Source organism: Kosakonia sacchari SP1 (assembly GCF_000300455.3).
Classification (GTDB): Bacteria; Pseudomonadota; Gammaproteobacteria; order Enterobacterales; family Enterobacteriaceae; genus Kosakonia; species Kosakonia sacchari.
Window position 1 is genome coordinate 21,613 of sequence record NZ_CP007215.2, and the last position, 26,835, is coordinate 48,447.

Here is a 26,835-nt window from a genome sequence, read left to right on the forward strand (position 1 = left end):
AGTGTGCAGACGTGGTGAGAATTTATTACGTTTTGCCGCAAAGCATGCTAAATACATGTATTCGCCCCCAATTTTCACAAGGTTAACTGTGTTAAAGCCACTGATTGCTGTTGCTATGCTGCTGGCGGGAACCTCTGCGTTTGCCGCTGATACTCCGCTGACAGCGGCGCATTACGCGCAGCAGTTGGGTGTGGGGATGGATGTCGATTGGGCGCGTACCGACCGGGGAATTCGTGAGTTTGACCCGCTGGTGGTGCGTGATTTCTACGAGGCGGGCATTCGCCATGTGCGTATTCGCGTTGCCGATAACATGACCGAAGCGCGTCTAATCCATCTGCGAAAACTGGTGGAAGCCTGTGAAGCGTATGGCGTAATTCCGATTATTGCTTACCAGGCGGATAGCTTTAAAGCCGATCCTGACGCCAAAAATGAAGCGCAACTGGTGGTGTGGTGGAAAACCGTCGGCACCTTTTTTGGTACCGACCACCCGACGCTCGGTTTTGATGTGATTTATGAACCGGCCGATAAACTTAACCACGACCTGTCTGCGTTAAATCGCGCCTATGAAAACGTTGTCAGAACGCTGCATGATATCGATCCGCAGCGCATGATTTTTATCGCGCCGCGAATGCGTGCCGCCCCTGAAGATCTGCCTTCGCTGAAGCTGCCGCCGCATAGCCAGAATTTCCTGCTCGCCGAATGGCACATCTTTCCCTGGGGACCGCTAAAAGCGAACGGCAAATACCCGTGGACATCCGGCACGGCGGCGGAAAAAGCCGCCATTCGTGCACGTATCAACACCGCTGTACGCTGGCAGCAGAAAACGGGCCATACCAGTTGGGTTGGCGGTTGGGCAGTCGGCGAGTCAATGAAAAGCGCGCCAACCGAGTCGCAGCTGGCGTTTGCCCGTTTTATGGCTTGCGAGCTGAACAAGGTGAAAATCCCTTACGCGATTAACACCGATACGCAATTTTATGACGGTGAAGAGGGCGCATGGCGACCCGCGCCGGAGCCATTACTGAAGGTGATGATCGCGCCAGATTGCTGCAAGCCCGACGCGAAGCCGGGCCATCATGATGTTAAATCGCCGGTTCGTGGCGAGCAAAACGCGACGCCAGCGGCAGCCAGCACAACAGGATCAAAAGCCCGGCCAGCGTCATCAGCATCCCAAGGCTAAACTGGCTATTCTGCGGCAGTTGTGACGAAAGCCACGCCAGCCCGCCGGAGCCGATATTCTGCAAGCCACCGACCAGCGCCCCTGCCGTTCCGGCGAGAAACGGGAACGGCTCCATCGCACCGCTGGTTGCCAGCGGGAACAGCATCCCGGCACCAAAGAAGAATAGCGCGGCGGGAACCACCAGCGTCCAGATGTTCATCACGCCCAGCAAACCGGGGATCCACATCAGAATACCGGCCGCCAGACAGCTAATCACCGACTGCCACATCAGCGTGGTGAAGCGCTTATTCTGCCGTCCGGCAAACCATGCGCCGAAAAACGCCGCCGGAATCGGCAGGATAAACAGTACGCTGACCGTCATGCTGTTGAGGCCAAGAACGCCGCCCATCAATACGCCGGAACAGGCTTCAAACACCGCAATCCCTGCCAGACCGCCAATCAACATCAGCAGATAGCAGTTAAACGCGCCGTTACCGAATAGCGTTTTATAGCTGGCGATAAGCCGGATACGCGGCGCGTCCGTTGGGCGGGTTTCCGGCATCCAGCGCGCCATGCTGTAAGTGACAAACGCACAGAGTGCCAGCAGGAAAATAAAACAGGCGCGCCAGTTCACCAGCGTGTTCAGCACGCCACCAATCAGCGGAGCCAGTAACGGGCTGACCAGAATCCCCATGTTCAGCAGGCTGTTGGCGTGGCGCAGCTCCGTACCCGCATAAAGGTCACGCGGCAGGGTTCGCGCCATCACGCCACCGACGCCGGTACCAATGCCCTGCAAGGCGCTGGCCAGAATGAGCACCGTCAGGCTGTGCGTGGAGATAGCAATCAGCGTCGCCAGCATAAAAATGGTCATCCCGGCGAGGATCACCGGCCTGCGCCCAATTCTGTCCGCCAGTGGGCCGTAAAACAGCTGCGAGACGCCATAAGTCAGCAGATAAGCCGCCATCACGCTCTGTACCGCGCCTTCACGCACGTTTAAATCGCGCGCCATATCGGCAATAGCCGGAATATAAATGGTTTGCGCCATTTGTCCGACGGCGACCAGAAGCACCAGCATCAACAGCAAATTGACGTTTCTTTGCCTTTTCATCTCGATGATTACTTTAAAAAATTGGGGAATTAAAGAATATATGGCTGCAATTAAGCCTTTATGCGGGAGGAATCTATCACAGACAGATGACAGAACCACTATGCGGCACAGCAAAGGCGATGCTGCGCCAGGCAGGTTTTGTAAACAATTTTCGGCAACTTTTGTTGCCAGTTTGTCTTATGCAAGACGCAGTAAAATTGCCCCGACGGCAATACCGCAGGCAGCGATGATTCGCAGTCCGGCGACTTTCTCATTGAGCAATAAAAATGCCAGCAGCGCGCCGAAGAGAATCGAGGTTTCGCGCAGTGCCGCCACTATCGCCAGCGGCGCTTGTGTCATGGCCCACAGCGCCAGCCCATAGGAACCCATCGTGCCGATGCCGCCGGGCAATCCTTTTTTCCAGTTTGCCGCCAGATAACGCGTCACTTCTTGTCGGCGCGCCAGCATTGCCCACACCAGCAGGCAGAAGCCGTTCATAAAGAATGTCCACAGCGTGTAACCGAGCGCCGACCCGGCGAGGCGCACACCGGTGCCATCCACCAGTGTATAACCGGCGATAAAGCAGGAGTTGAGTAACGCCAGCCAGATGCCTTTACGCGACTGGCTGCGGCCATTGAACGCCATGCCGAGAATCGACAGGCAGATCACCGCAATCCCGCCCCAGGCCATGCTGGAGAGCGAATCGCCAAGCCACAACACGCTGATTATCGCCACCAGCAGCGGCGCGGTGCCGCGCATCAGCGGGTAGGTCTGGCTCATATCCGCCACCTGATAGGTTTTGGCGACCAGCACCGTGTAGATCACCTGCAAGGCGCAACTGGCAATGAGATAAGGTGCGCTGGCAAGTGTTGGCTGCGGAGAAAAAGGCAGCAAAATCAGTGCGATTAATGCAGCGGAACCACTGACGGCAATGGCCGAATAGAGCTTATCGCTGCCCGCTTTCACTATCGCGTTCCAGCTGGCATGCAGCAACGCGGCGAACAGCAGAATACAAAATACAGAGAGGGTCATAGCGGCACATGTGGATGGAATGTCACCAAAATGTAACATGATCAGCGCAATGGAAGCCAGCTAACCAGATCTCCGCAAATGGCGCGCTAAACAGTTAAAAACGTCTCGCGAAAAGTGAACAGTTTTATAAAAAGGCGCCACCAATAAATCGTAACAACCCCAAGTCACTACTCATCAATAAGGAGAAAACGTTATGGCCGGAGGAGCTTCGATGGGCGCGTCTTTAGCGTCCATGGGACAACTGGATATGGTTTCCGCTGCGACAACCATGATGAACGCCCAGGCGCAGTCAGCCAAAATGATCACCGATACCGTTAACGGTATTACCAGTTCGTTAATCGATTCGTCGACAAAAGCGCAAAACTCAATGCAGCAGGCGGGTAAAGCTATTCAATATTGAATGGCGTTAATAAAATAGCACTGTGCGATAAAGGAGTATTCTATGTGTTTTATTACCAGAGCAGCTTTAAATATGGTAAGCAACCCACAGGTTGTTTTTCAGCAAAACAATAATGTGTTAACGCGCTGCGGTTCTACCCCTAAGCCGCCTGAAAATAATAATACCTGCTGTAAACCAGACGATGGTAAAAACTGTCATAAACCCGATAACGACTGGAATCATTGCAATAAGCCAAACAACGACTGGAATAACTGCAATAAACCCAGCAACAACTGTCATAAGCCAAATAATAACTGGGATGGTTGCAACCGCCCTGATAATAACTGGAATAGTTGCAATCGACCAGGCAATAACGGGAATAACTGTTCCGGTACAAATAACCACCACCGGCCGGGCAATGATCGAAATGATTGCAATACCGATACTAAATCTATCCTGCGCCAGTTATCTGATATGTTAGAAAAACTCTCCAGGCAGGCGGGGCGAGATTTAAAATCGGCTTCCGGGAGCAATGATCCTTTTGATGTACTGAAAGCCAACCGGTCGATGTCGAACTATTATTTAAATAACCAGTTTGTCTCGAAAATGATCAGTAAAATGACCAGCAGCGTGGAGCGAATGACTAACCTGCAATAACGATAAAAGCCATTATGTTAATAAGAGCAATTAACGCCATCACCTTGTTATTACTGGTCATCTTCCTCTCCGGGTGCCAGGGTGAACTGGCGTTATATCAGGGGCTTGCTGAGCCAGCGGCTAACGCCATCGTTGCAGAACTCAAGGACAAAGGTATTGAGGCCGCAAAGCGTTCGGATAAAACGGGTTATTCCGTTTCGATATCTATGTCCGATCTTCCTGAAGCTGTGAAAATATTACATTCCGCAGGATTGCCCTCCCAGAGCTATGTTAGCCTGGGAGATGTTTTTCGTAAGGAAGGGATGATTTCATCACCGCTTGAAGAACGCGTGCGTTATATTTATGCCTTATCTCAGGAGCTTGAGTTTACGTTATCGCAAATCGATGGCGTTATTATGGCAAGAGTACATATTGTTCTGCCTGAACGTATCTCAGCGGGCGAGCCAATACAACCTGCCTCAGCGGCGGTATTTATTAAATATAACCGGGATATTCGTGTGGAAAAATTACAACCCGTTATCAGGCGAATGGCGCTCAGCAGTATTCCGGGAATGGTGGATGCCGATGATAAAAAATTGTCTATTTCTTTTATCCCCACAGAGGAATATAAAGCGCAAGGTATTGCGCCGGAAAATAAAAAGCCAAACACCATGATATTGTATTTTCTGGGTGGTCTCTGCTTACTTGCGTCGCTTTATTTCTTTATACAGAAAAAATGACATCAATTTCATTAAAGGGATTTTCATGCTGCGATGGATTCACTGGTGGCGCAATGGCTGGCGTCATAAACGTCATCACAGTTGGCCGTTGCCGGAAGAGCTAAACATTATCCACGCGGTTATCACTTATGCGGAAACACACCAAAGGCTCTGGATTGATAACCTTTTTGGTGTCAAACCTACGGCGATTCCTGAACCCACAGAGGCGTTTATTAACGTCATTGAACTATTACAACACCAGCGCGTTTTATTATTTGAAGCTCTTTTTTGTGTCTGCGTGGCTGACCCATCATCGGTCTATCATTTTTTGTCTCCAGATGCTCAGCAATGGTGCCGCCGGTTGGCTATGGGGTTAAAACCAGGCTTGTGGATGCCACCTCTCTCGTCCGATCCGGAAATTACCGGAATCATCTTGCTCCGTGGCTGGGTTGGCGAACCTGTCTGGTCACGAATGCGTTTTTCTTTGCCGAAGGAAAACGTTGAAGTGATCGAACGGCAGGTTGCCATCACCCTTGCGCCACAAAAACTTTCCGCACTCTGGGTGGCGGTTCTCGCCTGGATGCAGCGCGAAAGCCAACGGGAAAACAGCCATGCTGACAATGCATAAAATCAGCCCGCTTGCCGGTATTTCGCTGGTGCGACAACCGGTGATCCGCAAAGAGGATGTCGCCAACTTTTGCTTGTCCGACGCGGTAATGGATAACGCGCATCTTCGCGCCGGGGAGGTAATAAAACAGGCGCAACTCACCGCAGAACAGCTTCGTCAGCAGGCCTATGAAGAGGTCTCGACAGCGCTGTGGGCACAGGCGCGAGTCATCCTTGATGACTGGGAAAAAGAACGTGAAGAGATGCGCCGCTGCACCGTCGATGTCGCAAAAGCGTTGCTGGCGCAGGCACTGGAACTCGCGTTTGCCAAAAAGCCTGGCAAAGCTCGCCTCGAAGCCTTACTTAACCAACTGAAAAAGCACACAGAAACAAGCATTGCAGCACGGTTATTCGTTAATCCCCGGCAATATGCGCAAGCTGCGGACTATTTAGCACAACATACCGATCTGCGCTGGTCGCTGGTAAGCGATAGCCAGCAGGCCAAAGATGAGGTGTGTCTGAAAAGCACTCACGGCAGTTTTACTCTGAGTTGGCAGACATTCAGCGAGAGTTTTATCGCGGCTATCAACGCGAGTGTTCCGCCAAACGATCAGCAAATAGATAATACTATGAAATAAAAGAGCCATTACCGCACAAGTAATGGCTCTGCCAGGCAATCAACGTTAGTAAATTTTGGTGATTTTATCCGGCGTCACCAGGTTATTGGCCAGATGGACCTCATCGAATGACCAGGCGTAATCGCCAAATCTTTCCAGACGGTTCTTTTCACGCAGCATGGCGATATACCCCGGCGGTGTGGTATTTGCCAGCTCCATATAGCGCTCATTATGCTCAACGTTTTCCCGCAGTGAGACACCGGGAATCCCTTTGGCGTCAATCTCATAAAGGTGGAAAACGCCGCCAAACTCGCCCCGGCCGAAGCGCTCCGCGCCTTCCCGCGTGCGCGCAACAAACACCACCGGGCCGGACATCATTTTCTCTACCCCGGCAAAGTAATTCCCGTCACGAAAACCTACCTGTTGCGGATCGCCGCGCCGTACCACGCGATCACTCTTCTCCACCCGGTACAACTTTGTAAAATCAGCTCGCTCAATGTAACCCCGGTCATTGAGATAGCTTCCAGAAGGTAACTGGATATTCGGTGCCCATGGGTTAACCGTAATCCCGTTGTCGGCATAAGGAGAGTGTTCCGCCCCGGACGTCACCACCGACGCGGGGGAGCTGCTTCGTGAACTCAAACCCGAAATGGGGGACTCAGTGTTTCGCGCAGGCGAAGCGCCGGCAAGCGAGGGGCTTTTGCTCTCCTCCCCAAACAGTGAAGCGCCGGGCGTGCGGGGGAGGCCGGTTGTGGACACCTCTTCTGAAAGCGCGGGTGAGAAGGGCGACGCCGGTGATGCTGAACGGCTTGCCGTCGCATCGAATACCGGTGTCGCAGGCGTTGGCGGCAGGCTGCTTTCCAGTGTCACCGGGGAGGAGGCGCGCGAATCTGGCCGCGATCGCGGCAGGCTTAAATCAAGCGGGCGATCGGTTGGCGATACGCTGCCGGACGTTGAGGTGCCGGGTTGCGAATCGACATCCATCGGCGTCGGGCGGGAAAGTGCGGCATCACGGCGCGCTTCAGCCAGCCCGGCGCGCGGGTTGCCATACATTTGCTGAGCAGGTGCGTTTAAAAATGGGGGGCTGATCCCGCCCGGCAACCCGCTGCGCTGCCACTCGCCGCCGGCGGATTCCACCGTGAGCACCGGTTTGCGTGTCGCTGGATCGATAATGCGCGCCCGGCCTTCGGCTGCGCGGAAATCCGGGCTGACTTCGTACACCTGGCTTTCCCCTTCTGCGGCGCGGTAACGCAGCAGCCAGCGGTCATTCCCGGCGGCGTCTTTCACCTGGTGAATCCCGCCCGCGCCGGCCTGGCTCTCTTTCAGCAGCGTCTCGCCATCCTGCAACGCGTATTGGCGAATATCACCTGCCAGCGAAGGGCGCAGGCGGTTCACCTCCGCCGCGATACCCGCTTCCGTCCCGGCTTCTTCCGTCAGAACCTCTTCCGGGGCGCTGCGCATTCCGGCAAGCGCAGCGCCTTCGCTGGACAGCGCTTCCTCGCTGAAGAGTTCCGCCATCGCACTGGCATCGGCGGCAAGACCGTCCAGCACCAGCAGCGTGCCGATATCCTTCATAAACAGCTCAGCATTCGACGGTTCATTCTGTTCGGTACGCAGCGGCTGCCCGACAAAATGGCGCAGTGCCTGCACCTTATCCTGGTCGCTGTAGTGCGCCAGCGCCTTACCTTCAAGGCCAGGGATATCGTTCTGGGTATTGGTTTTGTACTGCGCGCCGGTATTGATCTGCTGGTCGAAAAAATCCCGCGCCGCCGCCACCAGCAGCGTCGGTTCCCGCGCGTTGCCCTGCGCATCAAAATGCGTCCTGGCGCTGGCGGCATACTGCCCGCGAACGCTGTCCTGCAAATCCGCCAGTGCCCGGGGCTGTTTGTACCAGTCGGCGGGCAGGTCAGCCGGATCGTGAATGCCCGCTGCCGCAAGGCCATAAGCGAGAAGGGATTTTCGCGCCTCGTAAGGCGCGCCATAGGAGGCGGTAAAGCCGGATTCGCTGCTCTGGCCTTCGCGCTGGCGGATCATTTGCCCGGCAATCTGTTTTTCCAGCGTCGGGTAACCCTCACCGCGTGCATCGGTGGTAAAACGCAGGGTGCGGACATCAGGGCGCGCGACACGGTCATCATTATTATTTCCCGTCCCGGTATATAACGAGCCGGTGGGGATTTCGCGTTTGTTTTTGGCGGAAGTTTCCTCGCGGGTTATTGGCTGGGGAAATACAGGAATTGATACAGGATCGATTTTCATAACCACCTCTTTTGCATAAATAAAAAGATGTCGTACTACTGGTCGTCAAATTAATGACGCATACCTAATTTTTTCAGGAATGGCACGTCGACGGCGGGTAATTCAATATTTCCGGAAAAAATATTCTTAATATCATGCCTGAAAGGGTGTTCTGCATCTTTCAATCTGACAATGGTTATGGGGTCGCGTGATGCATTTCCTTCGAGGACGTGAATTTCTTTAACTTTTAATGGGGTGTTGGGGGTAACTAAAATATGATCGGATAGCATTCCTCCGGCAGCCATTTTTTTCGGTGTGGTTTTATCTAAAATAAAAAGCACGTTTTCAGTAGACTGCATTTTGAATTGTCCAGTCCATGTCTCAAGCCATTTTATTGAGTTCTGTGGTAATGCGGATGCGGACATAAACCCCGTATCGGTCACTACATCGTTGACTTTTATTTTGGTGCCATACGTACCCGCAGGAATTGTCGCCGCCCGGTATGCTGGTGCGTCATAATTATTTAGTTTAGATACGGCTGCTTTTAATTCTGTTGCCAGCGTTTCCCCTTCGGCTGAAGGGCTAATATGGCGCAGATGATTATTGATAGTGCGGTAAGTGCCATCACCCCCTTCAATATATTCCGCAAGGATACCTGACTCTTGCCTGTTTTTTACCGAATTCAAATTCAGGAGAATTTTTTCATCGGCTGCTCTCTCTTTTGGCGTTCTGGCTCGGTATTGTCCTTCGTCAGGCCTCATATATAACTCGCGAAGCTCTTCGCTGACCGGTGAAAATTTTTCCTGGCGAGCAGAGGAAAGCGCACTGCCGCCGGAGGTTCCGGCTGACGCAGCAAGGCTGGTTTGTGGTTCGGTGTTGGTATGCAGTTTGACTCCACCGGGTAACGCGCTGCGCTGCCACTCGCCATTACCCGAATGCACTGTCAGTACCGGCTGGCGGGTCTGCGGGTCGATAATGCGCGCCCGCCCTTCGCCTGGCCGAAAATCCTGCCCGACTTCGTACACTTTGTTTTCACCTGCTCCCTCGCGGTATCGCAGCAGCCAACGGTCATTTCCGGCCGCGTCCTTCACCTGATGAATCCCCCCGACGCTGGCGCGGCTCTCCTTCAGTAGCGCCTCGCCATCTTTTACCGCGTACTGGCTGATATCGCCCGCCAGCGACGGGCGCAGCCGGTTTACTGCCGCTGCTGATCCGGTTTCCCCGGCTGCTGTACTCTCTGCCGCCGCCGTGGTTTCCCCTGCCATTACTCCTCTGGCTTCGCCGGTTACCGCCACCTCTGCCGCTGTACTGGTTGCTCCAGCCATTGTCACGTCGGCTGTCGCCTGCTCAGAGGTGTTGCGCAGCGTAGCCAGCGCGCTTCGGCCTTCCGTGGTCACCGCTTTTTCAGTGAAAAACTCCGCCATCGCACCCACTTCTGCGGCAATGCCGTCAAGCACCAGCAGCGCACCAATATCTTTCATCACCAGCTCAGCGTTGGTGGGTTCATTCTGCTCGGTGCGCAGCGGTTGCCTGGCAAAATGGCGCAGTGACTGCACTTTATCGCGATCGCTGTACTGCGCCAGCGCCTTGCCTTCGAGCCCGGGAACGTCATCGTGAGTGTTGGTTTTGTACTGCGCACCGATGTTGATTTGCTGGTCGAAAAAATCCCGCGCCGCTGCCACCAGAATGGAAGGCGTGCGCGTGTTGCCCAGCGCGTCATAGTGCGCCTGCGGGGAGGCGGCATACTGCTCGCGGACTTTATCCAGCAGTGCTGTCGTCTGTGTGCGCCCGCCATCGGGCAGGCTGGCCGGATCGTGAATGCCCGCCGCCGCAAGGCCGTAAGCAAGGAGGGATTTTCGCGCCTCGTAAGGTGCGCCGTAGGAGGCGGTAAAGCCGGATTCGCTGGTCTGCCCTTCGCGTTGGCGGATTATCTGCCCGGCAATCTGTTTCTCAACAGCTGGATAACCTTCACCACGTGAGTCGGGAGTAAATACCAGCGAGCGGGCATCCGGGCGGACAGGGCGGTCGTCGTTATTATTTTGCGGGCCGGTATATAACGAGCCGGTAGGAATTTCACGGCGATTTCTTTTCTCAATTACCGGATTTTGTCCGTTTTCTACCGACGTACTAATAATGGTAGGTGGTAATGGGTTTATTTTCATCGCAGGGCTCCTTCACGATCTTTGAACGCGTTTATTTCTCTGTTTCGGTCTTTCGGGCTATATAAACTTCGATATAAGCGCCGGGTGATATAGGCGCGTTGGGGTAAGGGACGATCATGAGATTTTCATCGTTATCACAATCGGTATCATGAAATACAACTGGCTGCTGCCCTGCGTTTTTTATTAATGATGAAGAGAGGGTATATTCCTGCGTTGCCAGCGATTTAACGTTTCCAGCCAGAACGGTCAGTGGCCAGTTAATATCGCAGACGTCCTCGATGGTTATATCATCGATAGCTGGCGATGAATCGGGTGAAATAGTGCCGCTGGATAGTCTGGTAATATCCTCGAAGATCTGCTTATACATTTTTTTAGAAAACGAACTGCCATATTCTGAGGCGGTTTTTATTACCCTGCTTTTTTCTTTGTTGGCCTCTTTTTGGATGATTTTCGGCGTGATGATAATAAACCGCTGCCGATTGTCACTTTCCCGCAAGTTAACGCCGGTATGTTTTTTTTCATGTACAGATAAACCGCCAATGATTAACGAATCACCCTCATCAACCGTGACCAGCGTGCTGAGGTTACCCGTCTTATTGTTATCTTCCGTCGCTGGCGTTGTCCGTTTGTTATACATATTAACTTTAATCTGCAGCGCTTCCTGTTTGTCACTGGCGATAACGCGGGGCGTAATTTGCAATACCGTACCGTTGGACGCAGCAGAGAGCGGTTCATCTTTTGTCGCTTGTTGGTTTTGATGGCTAAAATTAAAGACTGCGGGAAAATTCTCCATCGTAGTCAGTGAGGGACGAGCGGTTAAAGACGCGCCGCCTTGTTCGACAATCTTCTGAATTTCAGCCTGAAATTTTTTCATCTCCTGTGCGTTAAGCACAGATTTGTTGCCGTTAATAACCTCATCGTAAACGCTGCCTCTGCGGCTTAACCGTTTTTCCGGCATGCCGGTATTGAGGATCTGCCGGTTATCCATGTCGATAACCAGGGTGTCGATGGCCACCGATCTCAGTGGAACATCGAGCTTTTCAATAAGCTGCGCATACTCACTCCTTTTGGCCGGATTATCCTGAATGAGGATGGCATTGCTGCGTGTACTGACCACGATTTTCGGCTTGTCATCGGTCGACGCGGGCAGTGCGGGCGCCAGTGAAACGCGATCCGCCAGCGCTGAAAACGACGCGCCTAATCGGTTAGTCAACGGGTTTTTGTCATCACTGAGATCAAGCGCTCCTGGATAATTGTACCGCTGCAGTTGGGGCGCTGATTTTTTGGTATCTAATAGCTGCGATAATATTGTTCCGACGCCCGGAATGGTGATCTGTTCATTTTGATATTCAACCCGGATATCGGCCGCTTCCGCGAAACGTAAAGGAAAGAACATGGTTTCAAAAGCGCCCTCTTTGTTTTTACTGGTATCAGGCTGCTCGGCAAACATTTTTATCAGGTTGACATATTCGGTTGGCCCGCTTATCAATATTTCAGCACTCTCCGGCAATTCTCCCCAGCCAAATCGCTTATCCAGCAGACCAATATCCGTTAAGGCCTTTTTAAGGCTATCAATTGACTCATCAGACACTTTAATCTTTAACGACTGCTGATCCGTTTTACTGCTGACGTATAATTTATCCTCGAAAATAAACCACTGAAGATTATATTCAAGCGCCAGGCGTTCAAGAAACTGCTGCGCCGTCGTCGCGCGTAGTTTATTTTTTACCTCTGCCGAAATTTTGGGGTCTATAACCAAACGTAGCGAAAAGGCATGAGCAAAATCTTCCAGCACTTTATTTAGCGGTGCAGGCGTGTTTTGGTAAGAGAATTCACCACTGTTTAATAGGGCGGGCACAGCCGCCACGGCGTGCTGATGTATAAAAACTGTTAATAATATCAGGGTTAGTGTTGCGCATCGTTTATATAATATGGCGCAATACGAAACAGGCGAATAAAAAACACGCCAGTATAATTTCATACATATCACCTGTTAGTTTATCGTCCATCGTTAATAATTGATCGAGCCAGATTGTGATTGAGCGTCACTTCCTGGTTTGCCGCCCAGGTGGCTGAAGAATATTGTTTCATATGCTGATGAAACGTCAGCCAGTCGCCCATTGACATGCCATTCATATTTTTTGCAGCGGTCTGAAAATCACTGCTGGCTTGTTTAAATTTACTGTCTAACTGGCTACGCACAGAATCCATTTTTAGCATTTCAATTATCCCTGGTTTATTTATAAAGACGCAGATCCGGCCTGAAACCAAACAGCATGACGCTGGCGCGTTGTTCACCGAAACGGGCAATTCTGGGTAAAAAAGCCCATTGCTCTCCGCCGAGATATTTGGCAATTCGTTGGCTGGCAAGGTTAGAAGCCATAATCCAGGCGACCAGGGTTTCAAAGCCATATTCACGACCGAGCAGCAACGCCGCCAGCCCAAGGTGCACGCCAAGGCCGCTACCGCAGCGATCCGCGCGCACATATAAGGCGATTTCCCCGGTTTGTCGGCAAGCTAACGTTCCCCAGCTAAAGCGGTTAACTGATAACCACGCGATAATTTCACCTTCGCGTTCCAGCACATACACCGGTAATCTATCTTGTTGATAAAGCTCGATATAAAACCCCAATTCTTTAACGGTGATCGACCTTGTTACGGGAGAATTAGCGCCGGTATTTGCTGTCTCATTAAAAATCATGGTCATGGCTTCAATATCGCTTTTTTGCGCAACCCTGAGCCCACGAGGCAGACGTTTTAAAATTCGTGCATCTAATTTCATTTCCATTAGTTACCCTTCTTCCTGATTATTTTTCAGTATTTTTCGCACTCTGGAGAGCCTGGATCGTATTGTTCCAATGGGAATACCTAATTGCTCGGCGGCGTCGTGATAACTGGTGTCTGAATCCATAATATGATAAATGACGCTTTGCATTTTGAGCGGCAATTTATCGACCATGGCAATGGTTTCAGAAAGTTGTATTTTGTGTTCATTGATATAATCAGGATTGAATATCTGATCGGAAATTAAAAAGTTGACATCATCCAGCGCTACCATCTCAGGTTTACTAAATGTCTTTTTAAAATGATTTCGCACCAGATTAGACGCAATGCCAAATAACCAGGTTTCTTTACTGGACGCGCCAATAAACTTATGTTGATTGCGAAACGCTTCAAGGTAAGTCATTTGTACAAGGTCATCGACATCACTTTGATTGTAAACCCGACGGCTGATAAATTTCTTGAGTCTGGTCGAGGTGTTTGCGACTAACCCATCTATATCGAAAGCACTTTTATACATTGATTCATTATTAACACTGATGGGTAACTTCCCCATAAAAATTCCTTTTATATTATCCAGTTGTTCCTTGTTTACTTATGAGTGGCTATTAAGTGAAAATCTGCCTGGTTAGTTTGCAGAATATTTCAAATACACCTTCAGATAAGTGATCTGTTTTTATGTGTGCGGGTGGGTGGAATACGCTCTCTACAATGTGTGATACATTTTTAGGTATTTTCTTTTGTGCAGATTCATGGGTTGGGAACACTAACGTAAAGGTGTTGCCTTTTGATTGGTTTGAAAAATGTCGATTGCTGATGCGTTATCTAATATTGAGATGATTATCATGGTTAATAAAAATCACTTATTCGATCAATATGAAAATATGTGGTTTTCATGAGAATGCTTTTCACGAAACTGGCCGTTCGAATGGTTAACCAGACGGAACTCATTGGTGCGGTTATTGTCATGACGATTGTCTTTATGATGGTTTTACCGCTGCCGGTTTTTATTATTGATACCGCCCTCTCTCTGAATATCTGTATTGCCACGTTACTGGCCATCCAGGCATTATTTATGCCCCACCCGCTGGCATTTTCGACGTTCCCGGCCGTTTTATTGCTGACAACCATGTTTCGCCTCGCGTTATCTGTCGCCACGACGCGCATGATTTTATTGCAACATGATGCGGGTCATGTTGTTGAAACTTTTGGTAATTTTGTCGCCGGCGGCAACCTGGCTGTGGGATTGGTTATCTTTTTGATCCTGACGCTTGTTAACTTTCTGGTCATTACGAAAGGGGCTGAGCGCGTTGCGGAGGTGTCGGCACGTTTTAATCTGGATGCGATGCCCGGTAAGCAGATGGCCATTGATAGCGATTTACGCTCGGGCCTGATTGATACGGCAGACGCGAGAGTGCGCCGCGAACAACTGACGAAAGAGAGCCAGCTTTTTGGTGCGATGGACGGGGCGATGAAATTCGTCAAAGGTGACGCTATTTCCGGGATTATCATCGTTTTTATTAACTTGATCGGCGGTTTTTCCGTCGGCATTTTGCAGCACGGCATGCCCGCCGCCGACGCCATGCATATCTACTCGATTTTAAGCATTGGTGATGGCCTGGTGGCGCAGATCCCGGCGCTGCTGATCTCGCTCGCGGCGGGCATTATTATTACGCGCGTCAATTCTGATAATGCGGCTTCCAGCGTCAATATTGGCGGTGAGATCATCTGGCAGTTGACGCGCCACCCTAAAGCCTGGATCTATTGCGGCATCATTATGGCGCTGTTTGCGGTGGTGCCAGGCATGCCAGCGATGCTTTTCACCACCTTGAGTTTGCTGTGTCTGACCTTAGCCTTCCTGCTTACCCGGCAGGAAAAGCACAGGCTGGAAATGGCCGGACAGCCAATTCCCGCTACTGTCGGCACTGAGCAAGCTCATTCAGCCGAATTAATGGGTTATGAAAATGTTCGCCGCTTTTTCCCGCTGCGCCCCTACCTGATGCAATTTCACCCACAGCATCAGCAACAGCCGGCGTTTGAACAACTGCTCCAGCGCATGTATGCCTTACGCAACGACACTGTTTTTGAATATGGCCTCACGCTACCCTCATTCGAGCTTGAGGGTAATGAGCAGCTGGCGCCCGATGAATTTCGTTTCTGCGTCTATGAAGTGCCGGTTATTCGCGCAACGTATGACCCAAACAAATGCGCCGTCCATGCCGGGCTGGTCGCTGAAAATGACGGTACGCCCGGACTTGAAGAGCGCGAAGAGCAAGGCTTGCGATGGTTTGACGTTGACGATCACCGCTTATCTCAGTATGAGAACGAAAAGCGCACTTCTGGCGATCTGATCCTCGCAAGGATGCAGCGAACCATCCTGTCAACGGGGTGGAAATTTGTCGGCTTACAAGAGAGCAAATCGCTGGTCGACTGGCTACGAAGCGAGCAGCCTGAACTGGCCGATGAACTCGAAAGATGTTTACCCATCGCCTGGTTTTCGGCGGTTTTGCAGCGGCTGGCCGCTGAACATATCACCCTGCGACCGCTGCGCCTGATTGCCGAGACATTGATTAAAAATAGCCGCCATGAATCCAACCTGATGGTGTTAACCGAGCAGGTTCGCCACGCGCTGAGAGAGCAGATTTGTTACCAGTACAGCCAAAATGAAACGCTGAATAGCTGGTTACTGGCACCCGCCACGGAAGCGGTGTTCCGCCAGGCACTAAACGCAGCGAATGCGCAGCCGATGACGCTCTCTTCAGTAATGCATGAGGCGTTGCTTTCCCGTTTAGCGCAGTGCTTTCCCGCTGATGAAGACGCCCCTTGCGTGCTGCTCGTCGAGCCTGAGTTGCGTGGCCCGCTTGCCGGTCTGCTACGGGAGTCGTCCACATCTGTTCCGATACTCGCCTTTTCGGAGCTTATCCCATCGATAAAAGTCCAGATCCAGGGGCGGATCGATCTTGAAACAGAAACCCATGAACCCGCAGAACATGCAGCAGATTGAGGGAAAATAGCGTGCTCTATGAACTGAGAGTGCTTAGCGGCCTGAATAGCGGCGCACTGTTACCCTTGACCGGTACACAGTGGTTAATTGGATCAGCACCTGATGCGGACATGGTGTTATACGACGCGGCGATTGCGCAAAACCATTGCCAGCTACGCGCGACGGATAACGGCTGGCAGGTGGAAGCCCTGCAAGGCGCAGTGCTGACGAATGAAGGGCGGCGGGTCGAACACATTGATAACCTCGAACCCGGTACGCCCTTCTCGCTGGCGGGGATTTGGTTATGTGTGGCGCAGTCCGACACGCCGTGGGAAACGGAAAGCACTCCCGCTGCGCAAGCCGACAGCCAGCCGGGTTCACACGCGCCGGTGGCTGAAAGACCGCGCCGTCGACTGAATAAAGCCGTGGCTGCGGTTTGCTTCATCCTCGCGATAGGTGCGTTCGCGCTGGGCGGTTTTTCCGGTAACGACGAGCAACCGACAGCGATTTCAACACCGGTGCCGAAACCGCGGAAAACGTTTCTTGAATCCGCCGCGCAAACCCGCGAAATCCTGGCGTCACTGCTTCAGCAGGCTGGCTTAGGGCAACGCGTCGATCTGGAGATAACCGGCAGTGACGACATCATTTTGCATCTGGTCGGCGATGATAAGTTACAGGCTGAAACGCAGACGTTACTGCAACAGTTTGCCCGGCAGTACCAGAGTGCTGCGCAAATCTCAGTGGATATTGTCCAGCCGCCGCCACCGCTGCCTTTTCGCATTGCCCTTGTGGTAAAGGGTGAATCCCCCTATATCGTGACCGACAAAGGGCTGAGGGTGTTTATCAATGATGAGATTAATGGCATCAAACTTCTCGCCATTAACGAAGAAAAGCTGATCTTTCAGGGTGAAACGCGGTTCGAGGTGCCCTGGTGAGCGACGGCTGGCAAGAGGAACTTGCCCGTTGGCAGCAGGCCACACAACGCCAGCTTGAGCAGACAGAGCCGGTACACATTGTCGGCTATGTGACCGGGATCAGCGGCATCGTTTTACAGTGTCATCTTCCGGGCGCGCGGTTAGGAGACTTATGTCTTTTGCCGCGCACGTCGGGCGAGCCGATTATGGCTGAAGTGATTGGCTTTGATTCGCAAGAGGTTTCACTTGCCGCACTGGATACGCTGGAAGGCATTAAGCCAGGTTCAGAGGTCCATCCTTTAGGCTTGCCCCACAGCATTCAGGTCTCGCCAGCGCTGAAAGGGTGCGTATTTGATGGGTTTGGTCGTGCTCTTGGTGGGCAGGGTCAGGCCGCTTTTGTCGACACCTTAACCGCGCGATCTGTACCGGTGATGCATAACGTCACGCTGGCGACCGATCGCCTGTGTATTGAGACGCCGCTCTACACCGGGCTAAGCAGTATCGACGGTTTGCTGACGCTGGGCGCAGGCCAGCGGGCGGGGATATTTGCCGGGGCGGGATGCGGTAAAACAACGCTGCTGGCGGAGCTGGCGCGAAACATCCCTTGCGACACTATCGTGTTTTGCCTGACGGGTGAACGCGGGCGCGAGCTGCGTGAGTTTATGGACAGGGAGCTTGATGAAGCGCTACGCCAGCGCACGGTGCTGGTTTGTGCCACCTCGGATCGCAGCAGCATGGAGCGTGTGCGCGCTGCGTTTACTGCCACCGCCATCGCCGAAGGGTTTCGCCAGCAAGGGGAATCCACATTATTAATTGTTGATTCACTGACACGTCTTGCCCGCGCACAACGTGAAATCGGGCTTGCTAATGGTGAACCGCCGGGGCGCAATGGCTTTCCTCCTTCGGTTTACAACTTGCTCTCGCGGCTGGTTGAACGCAGTGGGCGTACCCGGCAAGGCACCATCACCGCGCTGTATTCGGTGCTGGTTGAACAAGATTCGATGCAAGACCCTATTGCCGATGAAGTGCGCTCTTTAGTGGACGGGCATATTATCCTTTCGCGCAAACTGGCCGAACAGGGGCTTTATCCGGCCATTGATGTGGCTGCCAGCCTGAGCCGGGTCATGAATGCTATTACGGGAACTGAACAGCAAACTATTGCCACACATATAAGGCAATTAATGACGGCCTATGCCGATGTCGAAATGTTAATTCGCCTTGGAGAATACCAGACCGGCAGCGATCCCTTTACCGATTACGCGGTTGCGGTTAAACCGGCACTGGATAATATTCTCAAACAATCATTACGCGCGCCGCGCGCGCCTGAAATAACCTTAAATCGATTACGTGAGGTCGTGGAAAATGCGCCGGGTCCGCAAGGTGTTTTATAACGAAGAGAATGAAAACAGCGCAGATGAATCGTTAAGATTAACTATGCTACTGCACCAGTTATTATCGCTTTATCATTACCGGACGGTAAAAACAGAATTGGCGTGGTTAAAACAACAGCGAGAAAAGGTAAAAATGGCGCAACAACTCGACGCGCTTAATAGGCATTCACAACACATTTCTCAATTTAATCGTGAATATTTTTCCGCGATGAACGATAAAAATACACAGCGCGTGTTATCGTTAATGGATATGCGAAAATGGCTTGAAAAAGAACAGGGAATGGTGCAACAACAGCAGGACGCCATATTGCGAATTAAGCAGCAAGAAACAGATTATCTGCGCCAGTGCGATAAGGTCGCTGCGCATTTTCAGTTGGTTGTCGGGAAAAGAAAACGGCAGGAAAAGTTTCGTTTTATCCTTGAATATCTGCATGCCATTTAGTGTTGGCCAACGAGTCATTATTGATGAATAAAACTGCGCTGTTATTTCCTCCTGTCAGTAAAGATGAGGTCATTGCCCGGCAATATCTGGATCGACAACCGATATTGAATTTTCAATGTCATGGTCAGCAAGGGCAGTTACGTCTCTTTCCGTTGCAGGCGGGAGAACGACTGCCAAATAAACCGATCTGTTTTGCCAGTCAATACGGTAAATTACGCCTTTATAATGCGGAGCCTTTGCTGAACCTGTTATCGCTTTGTCCGTTATTAGCCGAAAATAATAATGCCTCGGCACAGTGGTACTGGGATGTATATAACGCCGCGCTCAGTCAGGAAATTAAAAATATAGTGGGTTACTTACAACCTGCTGAGGAAAGCCATGAGCCGGAAATTTATTGTTGGATGGAAATAAAAAACAGCGAGCGACACGAAAAAGGGTTAATGGCCCTGTCGCCGGTAACATTACTTCGCTTGCTTCAGCATTCGGCGTGGCACTTTTCCCCTACGCCGCAAAATAAGCATTTTTTACTCTCTTTCCCGTTGATCCTGGCCTCAACGGAGCTTGCGGCAGCCGCGTTACGGCAACTGCGCGTTGGCGATATTGTGCTGCCAGAAAACCGGCTCTTTAACCCGGCAGGATCAGGGCAACTGCAAATCGGCACACAGTGTTTCTCTTTACAGCAATGCGCCCCGCTGGCGCATTGCTTTACGATTGTTTCCCATAAGGAGATTGAAATGGAATTCACCCCTGTTGATACGGCATTTCCGCACCCGGACGCGACGCTTCCCCCGGTGTCTTTGCCGCGCGAGATCCCGTCACAACCTCATGAAATGCCGGATCTTTCCTCTGTTCCCCTGCGGGTAACGCTGCGTGCCGGAACGCTAACGTTAACGCTCGACGCGCTGCAGTCGCTGCGGGCGGGTTCGATACTGACATTCACGGATTTTACCCCCGGTCAGGCGGCGATTTATTATGGCGAGCGCCCGTTGGCGCAAGGTACTTTGGTGGATGTTGAAGGCGTGCTGGGGCTGCAAATTACCCGCATGGAGCATTTCTGATGGATATTCAGCAGATCAATCCCGCGGCGCTGGCGCTGTTTATCGCGGCGCTGACGTTGTTGCCCTTGCTGATGATTATCTCCACCTCGTTTCTTAAAATTTCCGTTGTCTTGCTGATCGTTCGCAACGCGTTGGGCATACAGCAGGTGCCTGGCAACATGGTGATCTACAGCATCTCGCTTGCCGCAACGCTGTTTATTATGGGGCCGGTGTTTAATGAGATGACCCAGCGCGTGCGACAAATCTCACCGGACAAAATAGATGTCGCCGCGATTTATGCTCACTATCCGACGGTAATTGCGCCGCTGCAAAATTTTTTACAGCGCAATATTGATGTAGATACCCATGTTCGTTTAACGGAAGCGGCAAAAAAGCTGTGGAAAGATCAGGCGAGTAACCCAATAACGCGCGATAACCCGGCGCTGATATTAAGTGCGTTTGTCCTTTCGGAATTACAGTCCGGGTTTAAAATTGGCTTTTTAATCTATATTCCTTTTTTAGTGATAGACCTCGTTGTATCGACAGTACTGATGGCACTGGGAATGCAGATGGTGGCGCCAATGTTTATTGCTGTTCCACTTAAGTTACTGCTTTTTGTTTTAATTGAAGGGTGGGGTCGTTTACTCGAAGGGTTATTTTACAGCTACATTTAGCGATGAGAATAAATATGTATATTGTCGAACTGCTCAAGCAGGGATTAGTGCTGGCAATGTTGATATCGGTTCCTCCGGTGGTGACCGCAGTGGTGGCGGGTATTATCATTGCGCTGCTGCAATCGGTGATGCAATTACAGGATGCAACATTACCTTTTGCATTGAAAATGGTGGCTGTTGGCGTCACTCTGGCTTTTTCCGGTCACTGGATGCTGCAAAAAACAGTGCAATTAAGTATTAACTGTTTTGACTTAATCAGCCAAATAAGAGCCTGGCAATGACGTTTGTCTCTTTCGACTGGTTAGGAGAGGCGTTAATGGCTCTGGTGAGTGCCTGTGCGCGCATTTATCCCTGCATGGCTATTATTATTGCTTTCTCTTTCAAGGAGATCAGAGGTGCGGTGCTCTACAGTATCGCGCTGGTGTTTACTTTTATTCCCGCGACCACCTTTTATGCGCAAGCCGATTTGGGCAATATCAAAGGCATCATGTTTATTATCATGATGATAAAAGAGTCGTTGCTGGGTATTTTTTTAGGCTTTCTGTTGGTTGTGCCTTTCTGGTTATTTGAAAGCGTCGGGGTTCTGTTTGATAATCAGAGCGGCGGACAAATGGGTGAGCAAATTAATCCGGCAATAACCAACAACGGATCATTTTTTGGCTATGTCTTTAAAAGTATTTTTTTACTGATTTTTATTCATTTTCACGGTTTCGCTTATCTTATAGATATTCTCTGGCGCAGCTATACCTTCTGGCCGATCGATAAACTTTTCTTCACTGACACAGCGGTAACCTTTAAACAGTGGTTAGATTTTCTCGCAGACATATTCTCTTTTATTGTTATTTACAGCGCGCCTTTTGCGGTGCTGATGCTGATGATCGAATTTAGCGTGGCGATTCTGAGCCTTTACAGCCCGAAAATGCAGGTCACCACCGTGACCATCCCGTTAAAAATTATTATCGGTTTGTCCTTTCTGGTGGTGTATATCCCGACATTGCTGCATCTCGCTGAGCAGCAATTATTGCAACCTGCGCGCGTCGTCCCGATGATTTCTTCCACGCTTAACCTGAAAGTGGATTAAGCGATGGCGGAAAAAAACGAGCAACCTACACCGAAAAAAATCCGTGATGAGCGTAAGAAAGGGAATGTTTTTAAAAATGAAGGAGTGCCGTTGCTGCTGCTGATCACGCTGGCGATGGAATTCATTTTTATGATGATGGAGCGCGGAATCGCTCGCCTGCAACAGCTCTTCGTTGTTGCGCTGAGCTTCATGACGCTGCCATTTATTACAGCGGCAAAGCGGTTGACGCAGTTGCTGGCAGTGGAGTTGAGTATTTTCCTGGCGCCTGTTCTGGGCGTGGCGATAGGAGCAAGGTTATTAGGAAACTGGCTGCAATTTGGCTTTCTCATCGCGCCCGAATCGGCGATGCCGAAATTTGAACGCCTCAACCCGTTACAAAAAATTCAGCAAATGTTCTCCTCCAGAGAGCTTGCAGAGTTGGTGAGCAGCCTGCTGAAATTCTTAACTATTGTCTATGCCAGCTACAGCGCGGTTTATCCGCATATCAACGAAATACTCCACCTGGCGGCAAGCCTGCTGATGCGCTTACCGCAGGTGCTGCGTAACCTGGTTAGCGACATCTTTCACCACATGTTGATATTGCTTGCTGTCTGGACGGCGCTCGATTTCGGCCTGCAAAAATATCTGTTTATCAAGACGCAAAGGATGAGCCTTGAGGAGGTGCGCCGGGAAAACAAAGATACCGAAGGCGATCCACATATCAAATCGTACCGCAGAAGCCTGATGATGAGCCCGCCGCCGATGCCCGTCGACGTACCGCAGCCCGGGGAGGTGTTAAAGCTGGCGGATGTGGTGCTGAATGATGCCGCATCACGGGTGGTTCTTCTGCGTTATGAACAGCAGAACATCGCGTTGCCGCATATTCTGTTTAAACAGCAGGGCAAAGACGCGGTATCCGGGCTTCTCGATAGCGCCCGCGCGTTGAACATTCCGGTTATCGACGCGCCGCAGTTGGTTCATCTGCTGATGCAATACGAGATTGGGCAGGCCATTCCACGTCAGGCGATTGCCCACACGGCGTATATTTACAACCAACTACAGCAAATGAAAACACGCGAGCCAGCGCCAGAGTGAGAGGTGTAAAAGAGGGGCGGTTTCCCGCCCCTCTTTGGTGCGACTTGAACCTGAATTACCGCAAAAACTTCAGGACAGCTTCAAGCAGTTGCAACAAGGCAACAATGAGTTTCAGGATCAGTATAAACATCTCCATTCCGCCCATACGCTTTCTCCTCTGGTCAAGGAGCACCGGCTGACGTACCTTTCCGCTACCTGTTGTCAGCCTTGTTGTTGGCGTAACGCAGTGTGCTCTTGAGGGGTTAAGGCACTGACGGCACCACCCGTTTCAGCCAGGAATTCTTGCGCCGTTGAACGCGGCCCCTCACGCTGGTTCGCAAGGTCATTATATATTAATACTGTTTATATATACAGTATTAATTGGCGGAATTTTATACATTGATCCATACTCAATGCGGGAAAAATCGCGTGAAAATTGCGCATCCGCAGGATTCGTCGTATAGTTGCGTGGTTGACGTAACGCAGTGTGTTTTGCGGCCACCAACCGCGAAAATGCTGACAAAAACCTCGCTCCGGCGGGGTTTTTTGTTTTCAGATGCCAGACAAATAAACGTGATCGGCTGCGCAGTTTTCTGCGGGTGCGTAAAAAGCAGTTGTCGGCGAATGATTCCTGTGTTTGTATAAATCTCGTTAATAACACAACAGACAGGCCCCTAATGAACGCTTCCACCAAACCGATGAACCTACTAAAAACCGCGCATAACGCCGCGGTGGTCGTCGTGCGTGTGGTGGTGGTCGTCGGCAATGCGCCGTAGGGTCCGGAACAACACACGATTCCAAAACCCCGCCGGCGCAAACCGGGCGGGGTTTTTCGTTTAAGCCTCTCCTGGAAAGCCGGCTCAGAATAAAAGGACTGGAGCATGGCAAGTTCGGGCAGCACATCGCAATCCACGCGCTACACAGGCGCGCAGCTGATTGTTCATTTACTGGAGCGTCAGGGCATCACCACCGTTACCGGCATCCCCGGCGGCACTGTTTTGCCGTTATATGACGCGCTAAGCCAAAGCAAACAGATCCGCCATGTGCTGGCGCGTCACGAGCAGGGCGCGGGCTTCATTGCGCAGGGCATGGCACGTACGCAGGGCAAACCGGCGGTTTGTCTGGCGTGTAGCGGGCCGGGGGCGACCAACCTGGTGACCGCCATTGCCGACGCGCGTCTCGATTCCATCCCGCTGATTTGCATCACCGGCCAGGTTCCGGCCTCGATGATTGGCACCGATGCATTCCAGGAAGTGGACACTTACGGCATCTCTATCCCCATCACGAAACACAACTATTTGGTCCGCGATATCAGCGAACTGCCGCAGGTGATTTGCGATGCGTTTCGCATTGCGCAGTCTGGTCGCCCTGGCCCGGTGTGGATAGATATTCCTAAAGATGTGCAGACAGCGGAAATCACCCTCAGCGAGCTGCCGGAACCGGGTCATAAAGCGCCAGCGCCCGCCTGGAACGCCCAGGATGTTCACGCTGCCGCCGCGATGATCAACGCCGCCGAGCGCCCGGTGCTGTACCTGGGCGGTGGTGTCATTAACGCGCCGCAGCAAATCCGCCACCTGGCAGAAAAAGCCAATATGCCCACCACCATGACGCTGATGGCGCTCGGCATGTTACCGAAACAGCACCCGTTGTCGCTAGGTATGCTGGGAATGCACGGTGCGCGCAGCACCAATTATATTTTGCAGGAAGCGGATCTGCTGGTGGTGCTTGGCGCACGTTTTGATGATCGGGCGATTGGCAAAACCGAACAGTTCTGCCCGAATGCCAAAATTATTCATGTGGATATCGACCGTGCGGAGTTAGGCAAAGTGAAGCAGGCGCATGTGGCAATTCAGGGCGACGTTGGTGAAGTGCTCGATGCGCTGATCCCGCAAGTCGAAGCCCATTCCCGCCACGCCTGGCGCAACACCGTGGAGCAGCTGCAAAAAGAGTTTCCCGGCGCGATCCCACAAGCGGGCGACCCGCTCACCCATTACGGTTTGATCAATGCGGTCGCTGCCTGCGTGGATGACAGTGCGATTATCACCACCGATGTCGGCCAGCATCAGATGTGGACGGCGCAAGCCTACCCGCTGAACCGTCCGCGACAGTGGCTGACTTCTGGCGGGCTGGGCACCATGGGCTTTGGCCTGCCTGCGGCGATTGGCGCGGCGCTGGCGAACCCGGAGCGTAAAATCATCTGCTTTTCCGGTGATGGCAGTTTGATGATGAACATCCAGGAGATGGCCACCGCTGCGGAAAATAATCTGGATGTGAAAATCATCCTGATGAATAACGAAGCGCTGGGGCTGGTGCATCAGCAACAGAGCCTGTTCTACAAGTCCGGTGTGTTTGCCGCAACGTATCCCGGTATGATCAACTTCATGCAGATTGCCGCTGGCTTTGGCCTGCATACCTGCGATTTAAACGCTGAATCTGACCCGCAGGCTGCGTTGCAGGAGGTTATATCTCGTCCGGGGCCTGCGCTGGTGCATGTGCGTATCGACCCGCAAGAAAAAGTTTACCCGATGGTGCCGCCGGGCGCGGCGAATACAGAAATGGTGGGGGAATAAGCCATGCAAACAACTGATAACGTCATTCTCGAACTCACCGTGCGCAACCATCCGGGCGTGATGACGCATGTCTGTGGGCTGTTTGCCCGCCGCGCGTTCAACGTGGAAGGCATTCTGTGTCTACCGCTACAAAGCGGCGAGCAGAGCCGCATCTGGCTCCAGGTGGCGAATGACCAGCGGCTGGAACAGATGATAAGCCAGATCGATAAGCTGGAAGATGTGGTGCAGATTATCCGCCACCAGACCGATCCGGGCGTGTTTAACAAACTCGGTCTGTTCTTTGAGTAATCGCCACGCTTAACGCTGGCTGATGTCGAACAGCAGGTTGCGTAGCCACTGATGCGCCGGATCGCGGTGGCTGCGTTCGTGCCAGGCCAGGGTTTTGGTAAATCCCGGTATCGGCAAAGGCGCTTCACGTATACACATGCCCGGCGTCAGGCTGGCAAGGCGCTGCGGCACCACGGCAATCATATCGCTGATGGTTAATATCTCTGGCAGGATCAGGAAATTATTCACCGACACGCCCACGCGGCGGCTTTTGCCGATGGCGGCCAACGCATTATCCGCCACGCCGCGAAAACGTTCGCCATCCCACGCTACCAGCGCATGCTCCAGCGCGCAGAAGCGTTCAAGTGTCAGCGTGTTTTGCGCCGCATCCGGATGGTCGGCGCGCATCATGCAGACAAAACGTTCCTCAAACAGCGCCCGGCTGTGCAGCGCTTCCGGCGTGCTGTGCGGTGTCATTAACGCCGCATCCAATTCGCCGCGCTCAAGCTGGCTTACCAGCCGCTGCGGCTCCACGGGTTCAACGCGGATGCGGATCCCCGGCGCGTGCTTTTTCAGCTCCGCAATAAACGGCACGATCACCACTTTCAGCGCGTAGTCCGTCGCCGCCAGCGTCCAGATAAACGTGGCGCTGAGTGGGTCAAAGGCGGTGGGTTTCAGCAAGTGGTCAATATCCGCCAGGATCTGTTTGACCGGCGCCGCCAAAGCCTGCGCCCGAGGCGTGGGCACCATGCCATGCGGCGCACGGATAAACAGCGGGTCGGCAAAATAATCACGCAGGCGCGTCAACATGCCACTTACCGCCGGTTGCGTCAGCGAAAGGCGGGCGGCAGCGCGCGTGACATTGCGTTCATCAAGCAGGGCATCCAGCGTTTTCAACAGGTTAAGATCGAGGTTTCTGATATCGTTATTCATGATAGTGACCAGCCAGAGCGATAATAAAGATTATCGCATTTACGGCTGTCCGTAGCGGCTAATTTCCCCGTATGATGAGC

General features: G+C 52.1%; 28 protein-coding genes. 18 read left to right on the plus strand and 10 right to left on the minus strand.

Features of this window, described 5'->3' with window-relative positions; genetic code table 11:
• Positions 1 to 88: 88 nt before the first annotated feature.
• The gene (locus C813_RS46120; protein WP_170829939.1) at positions 89 to 1,177 is read left to right on the plus strand and encodes a cellulase family glycosylhydrolase; all 1,089 of its coding nucleotides are present in this window, start codon (positions 89 to 91) and stop codon (positions 1,175 to 1,177) included.
• Here C813_RS46120 and emrD read toward each other — a convergent pair.
• Both emrD and C813_RS11665 read right to left on the minus strand, forming a co-directional pair.
• Positions 1,080 to 2,264 (minus strand): multidrug efflux MFS transporter EmrD, encoded by a 1,185-nt coding sequence (emrD, locus tag C813_RS11640; protein ID WP_017458092.1) that lies wholly within the window; start codon positions 2,262 to 2,264, stop codon positions 1,080 to 1,082. The genes C813_RS46120 and emrD overlap by 98 nt on opposite strands.
• A gap of 177 nt (positions 2,265 to 2,441) precedes the next feature.
• Complete coding sequence (locus C813_RS11665) at positions 2,442 to 3,275, minus strand: DMT family transporter (RefSeq protein WP_017458093.1); 834 nt, start codon at positions 3,273 to 3,275, stop codon at positions 2,442 to 2,444.
• Positions 3,276 to 3,468: 193 nt separating this feature from the next.
• On the opposite strand from C813_RS11665, the gene C813_RS11670 reads away from it, so the two are divergent.
• Genes C813_RS11670 through C813_RS12975 form a run of 5 tightly spaced genes read left to right on the plus strand, consistent with a single transcriptional unit; the run spans position 3,469 to position 6,253 of the window.
• Positions 3,469 to 3,675: a hypothetical protein gene (locus C813_RS11670; RefSeq protein WP_025263787.1), complete on the plus strand. Its 207-nt coding sequence runs from the start codon at positions 3,469 to 3,471 to the stop codon at positions 3,673 to 3,675.
• 42 nt (positions 3,676 to 3,717) lie between these two features.
• Positions 3,718 to 4,311, plus strand: a complete 594-nt coding sequence (locus C813_RS12500; protein ID WP_017458095.1) for an EscI/YscI/HrpB family type III secretion system inner rod protein — start codon at positions 3,718 to 3,720, stop codon at positions 4,309 to 4,311.
• Positions 4,312 to 4,325: 14 nt separating this feature from the next.
• The gene (gene sctJ / locus C813_RS12830) at positions 4,326 to 5,030 is read left to right on the plus strand and encodes a type III secretion system inner membrane ring lipoprotein SctJ (RefSeq protein WP_025263788.1); all 705 of its coding nucleotides are present in this window, start codon (positions 4,326 to 4,328) and stop codon (positions 5,028 to 5,030) included.
• 25 nt (positions 5,031 to 5,055) lie between these two features.
• Positions 5,056 to 5,637: a hypothetical protein gene (locus tag C813_RS12835; RefSeq protein WP_017458097.1), complete on the plus strand. Its 582-nt coding sequence runs from the start codon at positions 5,056 to 5,058 to the stop codon at positions 5,635 to 5,637.
• Entirely contained in the window at positions 5,621 to 6,253 is a 633-nt protein-coding gene (locus tag C813_RS12975; RefSeq protein WP_017458098.1) for an HrpE/YscL family type III secretion apparatus protein, read from the plus strand. The genes C813_RS12835 and C813_RS12975 overlap by 17 nt, the downstream gene beginning before the upstream one ends.
• Before the next feature lie 45 nt (positions 6,254 to 6,298).
• Here the strand turns inward: C813_RS12975 and C813_RS13635 are convergent, their stop codons facing one another.
• From C813_RS13635 to C813_RS19925, 6 genes are read right to left on the minus strand one after another with little or no spacing between them, the layout of a single operon-like run.
• A complete protein-coding gene (locus C813_RS13635) occupies positions 6,299 to 8,488 on the minus strand; it encodes a hypothetical protein (protein ID WP_017458099.1) in 2,190 nt (729 codons plus the stop codon).
• 50 nt (positions 8,489 to 8,538) lie between these two features.
• Entirely contained in the window at positions 8,539 to 10,629 is a 2,091-nt protein-coding gene (locus C813_RS14815) for a hypothetical protein (RefSeq protein WP_017458100.1), read from the minus strand.
• Positions 10,630 to 10,660: 31 nt separating this feature from the next.
• A complete protein-coding gene (locus tag C813_RS14955; protein ID WP_017458101.1) occupies positions 10,661 to 12,610 on the minus strand; it encodes a secretin N-terminal domain-containing protein in 1,950 nt (649 codons plus the stop codon).
• Positions 12,611 to 12,627: 17 nt separating this feature from the next.
• Entirely contained in the window at positions 12,628 to 12,849 is a 222-nt protein-coding gene (locus C813_RS15875) for a hypothetical protein (RefSeq protein ID WP_017458102.1), read from the minus strand.
• Positions 12,850 to 12,865: 16 nt separating this feature from the next.
• Positions 12,866 to 13,417 carry a GNAT family N-acetyltransferase gene (locus tag C813_RS16920; protein ID WP_017458103.1) on the minus strand — a complete coding sequence of 184 codons (552 nt, stop codon included), beginning with the start codon at positions 13,415 to 13,417 and terminating at the stop codon, positions 12,866 to 12,868.
• A 3-nt stretch (positions 13,418 to 13,420) separates the two neighbouring features.
• Positions 13,421 to 13,966, minus strand: coding sequence for an RNA polymerase sigma factor (locus C813_RS19925; RefSeq protein WP_017458104.1), 546 nt, complete (start codon positions 13,964 to 13,966; stop codon positions 13,421 to 13,423).
• A gap of 339 nt (positions 13,967 to 14,305) precedes the next feature.
• On the opposite strand from C813_RS19925, the gene sctV reads away from it, so the two are divergent.
• The 9 genes from sctV to C813_RS23025 are packed head-to-tail and all read left to right on the plus strand — an operon-like array spanning position 14,306 to position 23,006.
• Positions 14,306 to 16,414 carry a type III secretion system export apparatus subunit SctV gene (gene sctV, locus C813_RS20015; protein ID WP_025263789.1) on the plus strand — a complete coding sequence of 703 codons (2,109 nt, stop codon included), beginning with the start codon at positions 14,306 to 14,308 and terminating at the stop codon, positions 16,412 to 16,414.
• 11 nt (positions 16,415 to 16,425) lie between these two features.
• Entirely contained in the window at positions 16,426 to 17,328 is a 903-nt protein-coding gene (locus C813_RS21055) for an FHA domain-containing protein (RefSeq protein ID WP_017458107.1), read from the plus strand.
• Positions 17,322 to 18,698, plus strand: a complete 1,377-nt coding sequence (locus C813_RS22015; RefSeq protein WP_407656256.1) for a FliI/YscN family ATPase — start codon at positions 17,322 to 17,324, stop codon at positions 18,696 to 18,698. Before C813_RS21055 ends, C813_RS22015 begins: the two co-directional genes overlap by 7 nt.
• The gene (locus C813_RS22570; RefSeq protein ID WP_238593044.1) at positions 18,688 to 19,140 is read left to right on the plus strand and encodes a hypothetical protein; all 453 of its coding nucleotides are present in this window, start codon (positions 18,688 to 18,690) and stop codon (positions 19,138 to 19,140) included. The genes C813_RS22015 and C813_RS22570 overlap by 11 nt, the downstream gene beginning before the upstream one ends.
• A 23-nt stretch (positions 19,141 to 19,163) precedes the next feature.
• Positions 19,164 to 20,198, plus strand: a complete 1,035-nt coding sequence (locus C813_RS22725) for a FliM/FliN family flagellar motor switch protein (RefSeq protein ID WP_017458110.1) — start codon at positions 19,164 to 19,166, stop codon at positions 20,196 to 20,198.
• Complete coding sequence (gene sctR, locus C813_RS22730) at positions 20,198 to 20,851, plus strand: type III secretion system export apparatus subunit SctR (protein WP_017458111.1); 654 nt, start codon at positions 20,198 to 20,200, stop codon at positions 20,849 to 20,851. Before C813_RS22725 ends, sctR begins: the two co-directional genes overlap by 1 nt.
• Positions 20,852 to 20,865: 14 nt before the next feature.
• The gene (gene sctS / locus C813_RS23010; RefSeq protein ID WP_017458112.1) at positions 20,866 to 21,132 is read left to right on the plus strand and encodes a type III secretion system export apparatus subunit SctS; all 267 of its coding nucleotides are present in this window, start codon (positions 20,866 to 20,868) and stop codon (positions 21,130 to 21,132) included.
• Positions 21,129 to 21,932, plus strand: coding sequence for a type III secretion system export apparatus subunit SctT (gene sctT / locus C813_RS23020; protein WP_025263790.1), 804 nt, complete (start codon positions 21,129 to 21,131; stop codon positions 21,930 to 21,932). Before sctS ends, sctT begins: the two co-directional genes overlap by 4 nt.
• Positions 21,933 to 21,935: 3 nt before the next feature.
• Positions 21,936 to 23,006 carry an EscU/YscU/HrcU family type III secretion system export apparatus switch protein gene (locus tag C813_RS23025; protein ID WP_017458114.1) on the plus strand — a complete coding sequence of 357 codons (1,071 nt, stop codon included), beginning with the start codon at positions 21,936 to 21,938 and terminating at the stop codon, positions 23,004 to 23,006.
• Positions 23,007 to 23,061: 55 nt separating this feature from the next.
• On the opposite strand, the gene tisB is transcribed toward C813_RS23025, so the two are convergent.
• Complete coding sequence (tisB, locus tag C813_RS47675) at positions 23,062 to 23,151, minus strand: type I toxin-antitoxin system toxin TisB (RefSeq protein ID WP_017458115.1); 90 nt, start codon at positions 23,149 to 23,151, stop codon at positions 23,062 to 23,064.
• 511 nt (positions 23,152 to 23,662) lie between these two features.
• Between tisB and ivbL the strand changes: the two genes are divergently transcribed.
• The 3 genes from ivbL to ilvN all read left to right on the plus strand — a co-directional run bounded on the left by ivbL (position 23,663) and on the right by ilvN (position 25,843).
• Entirely contained in the window at positions 23,663 to 23,761 is a 99-nt protein-coding gene (gene ivbL / locus C813_RS47055) for an ilvB operon leader peptide IvbL (RefSeq protein WP_139164763.1), read from the plus strand.
• A 105-nt stretch (positions 23,762 to 23,866) separates the two neighbouring features.
• A complete protein-coding gene (gene ilvB, locus C813_RS23040; protein ID WP_017458117.1) occupies positions 23,867 to 25,555 on the plus strand; it encodes an acetolactate synthase large subunit in 1,689 nt (562 codons plus the stop codon).
• A gap of 3 nt (positions 25,556 to 25,558) precedes the next feature.
• Positions 25,559 to 25,843: an acetolactate synthase small subunit gene (gene ilvN, locus C813_RS23045; RefSeq protein ID WP_017458118.1), complete on the plus strand. Its 285-nt coding sequence runs from the start codon at positions 25,559 to 25,561 to the stop codon at positions 25,841 to 25,843.
• A 9-nt stretch (positions 25,844 to 25,852) separates the two neighbouring features.
• Here ilvN and C813_RS23050 read toward each other — a convergent pair whose 3' ends face one another.
• Complete coding sequence (locus C813_RS23050) at positions 25,853 to 26,755, minus strand: LysR family transcriptional regulator (RefSeq protein ID WP_017458119.1); 903 nt, start codon at positions 26,753 to 26,755, stop codon at positions 25,853 to 25,855.
• Between the last annotated feature and the right edge of the window lie 80 nt (positions 26,756 to 26,835).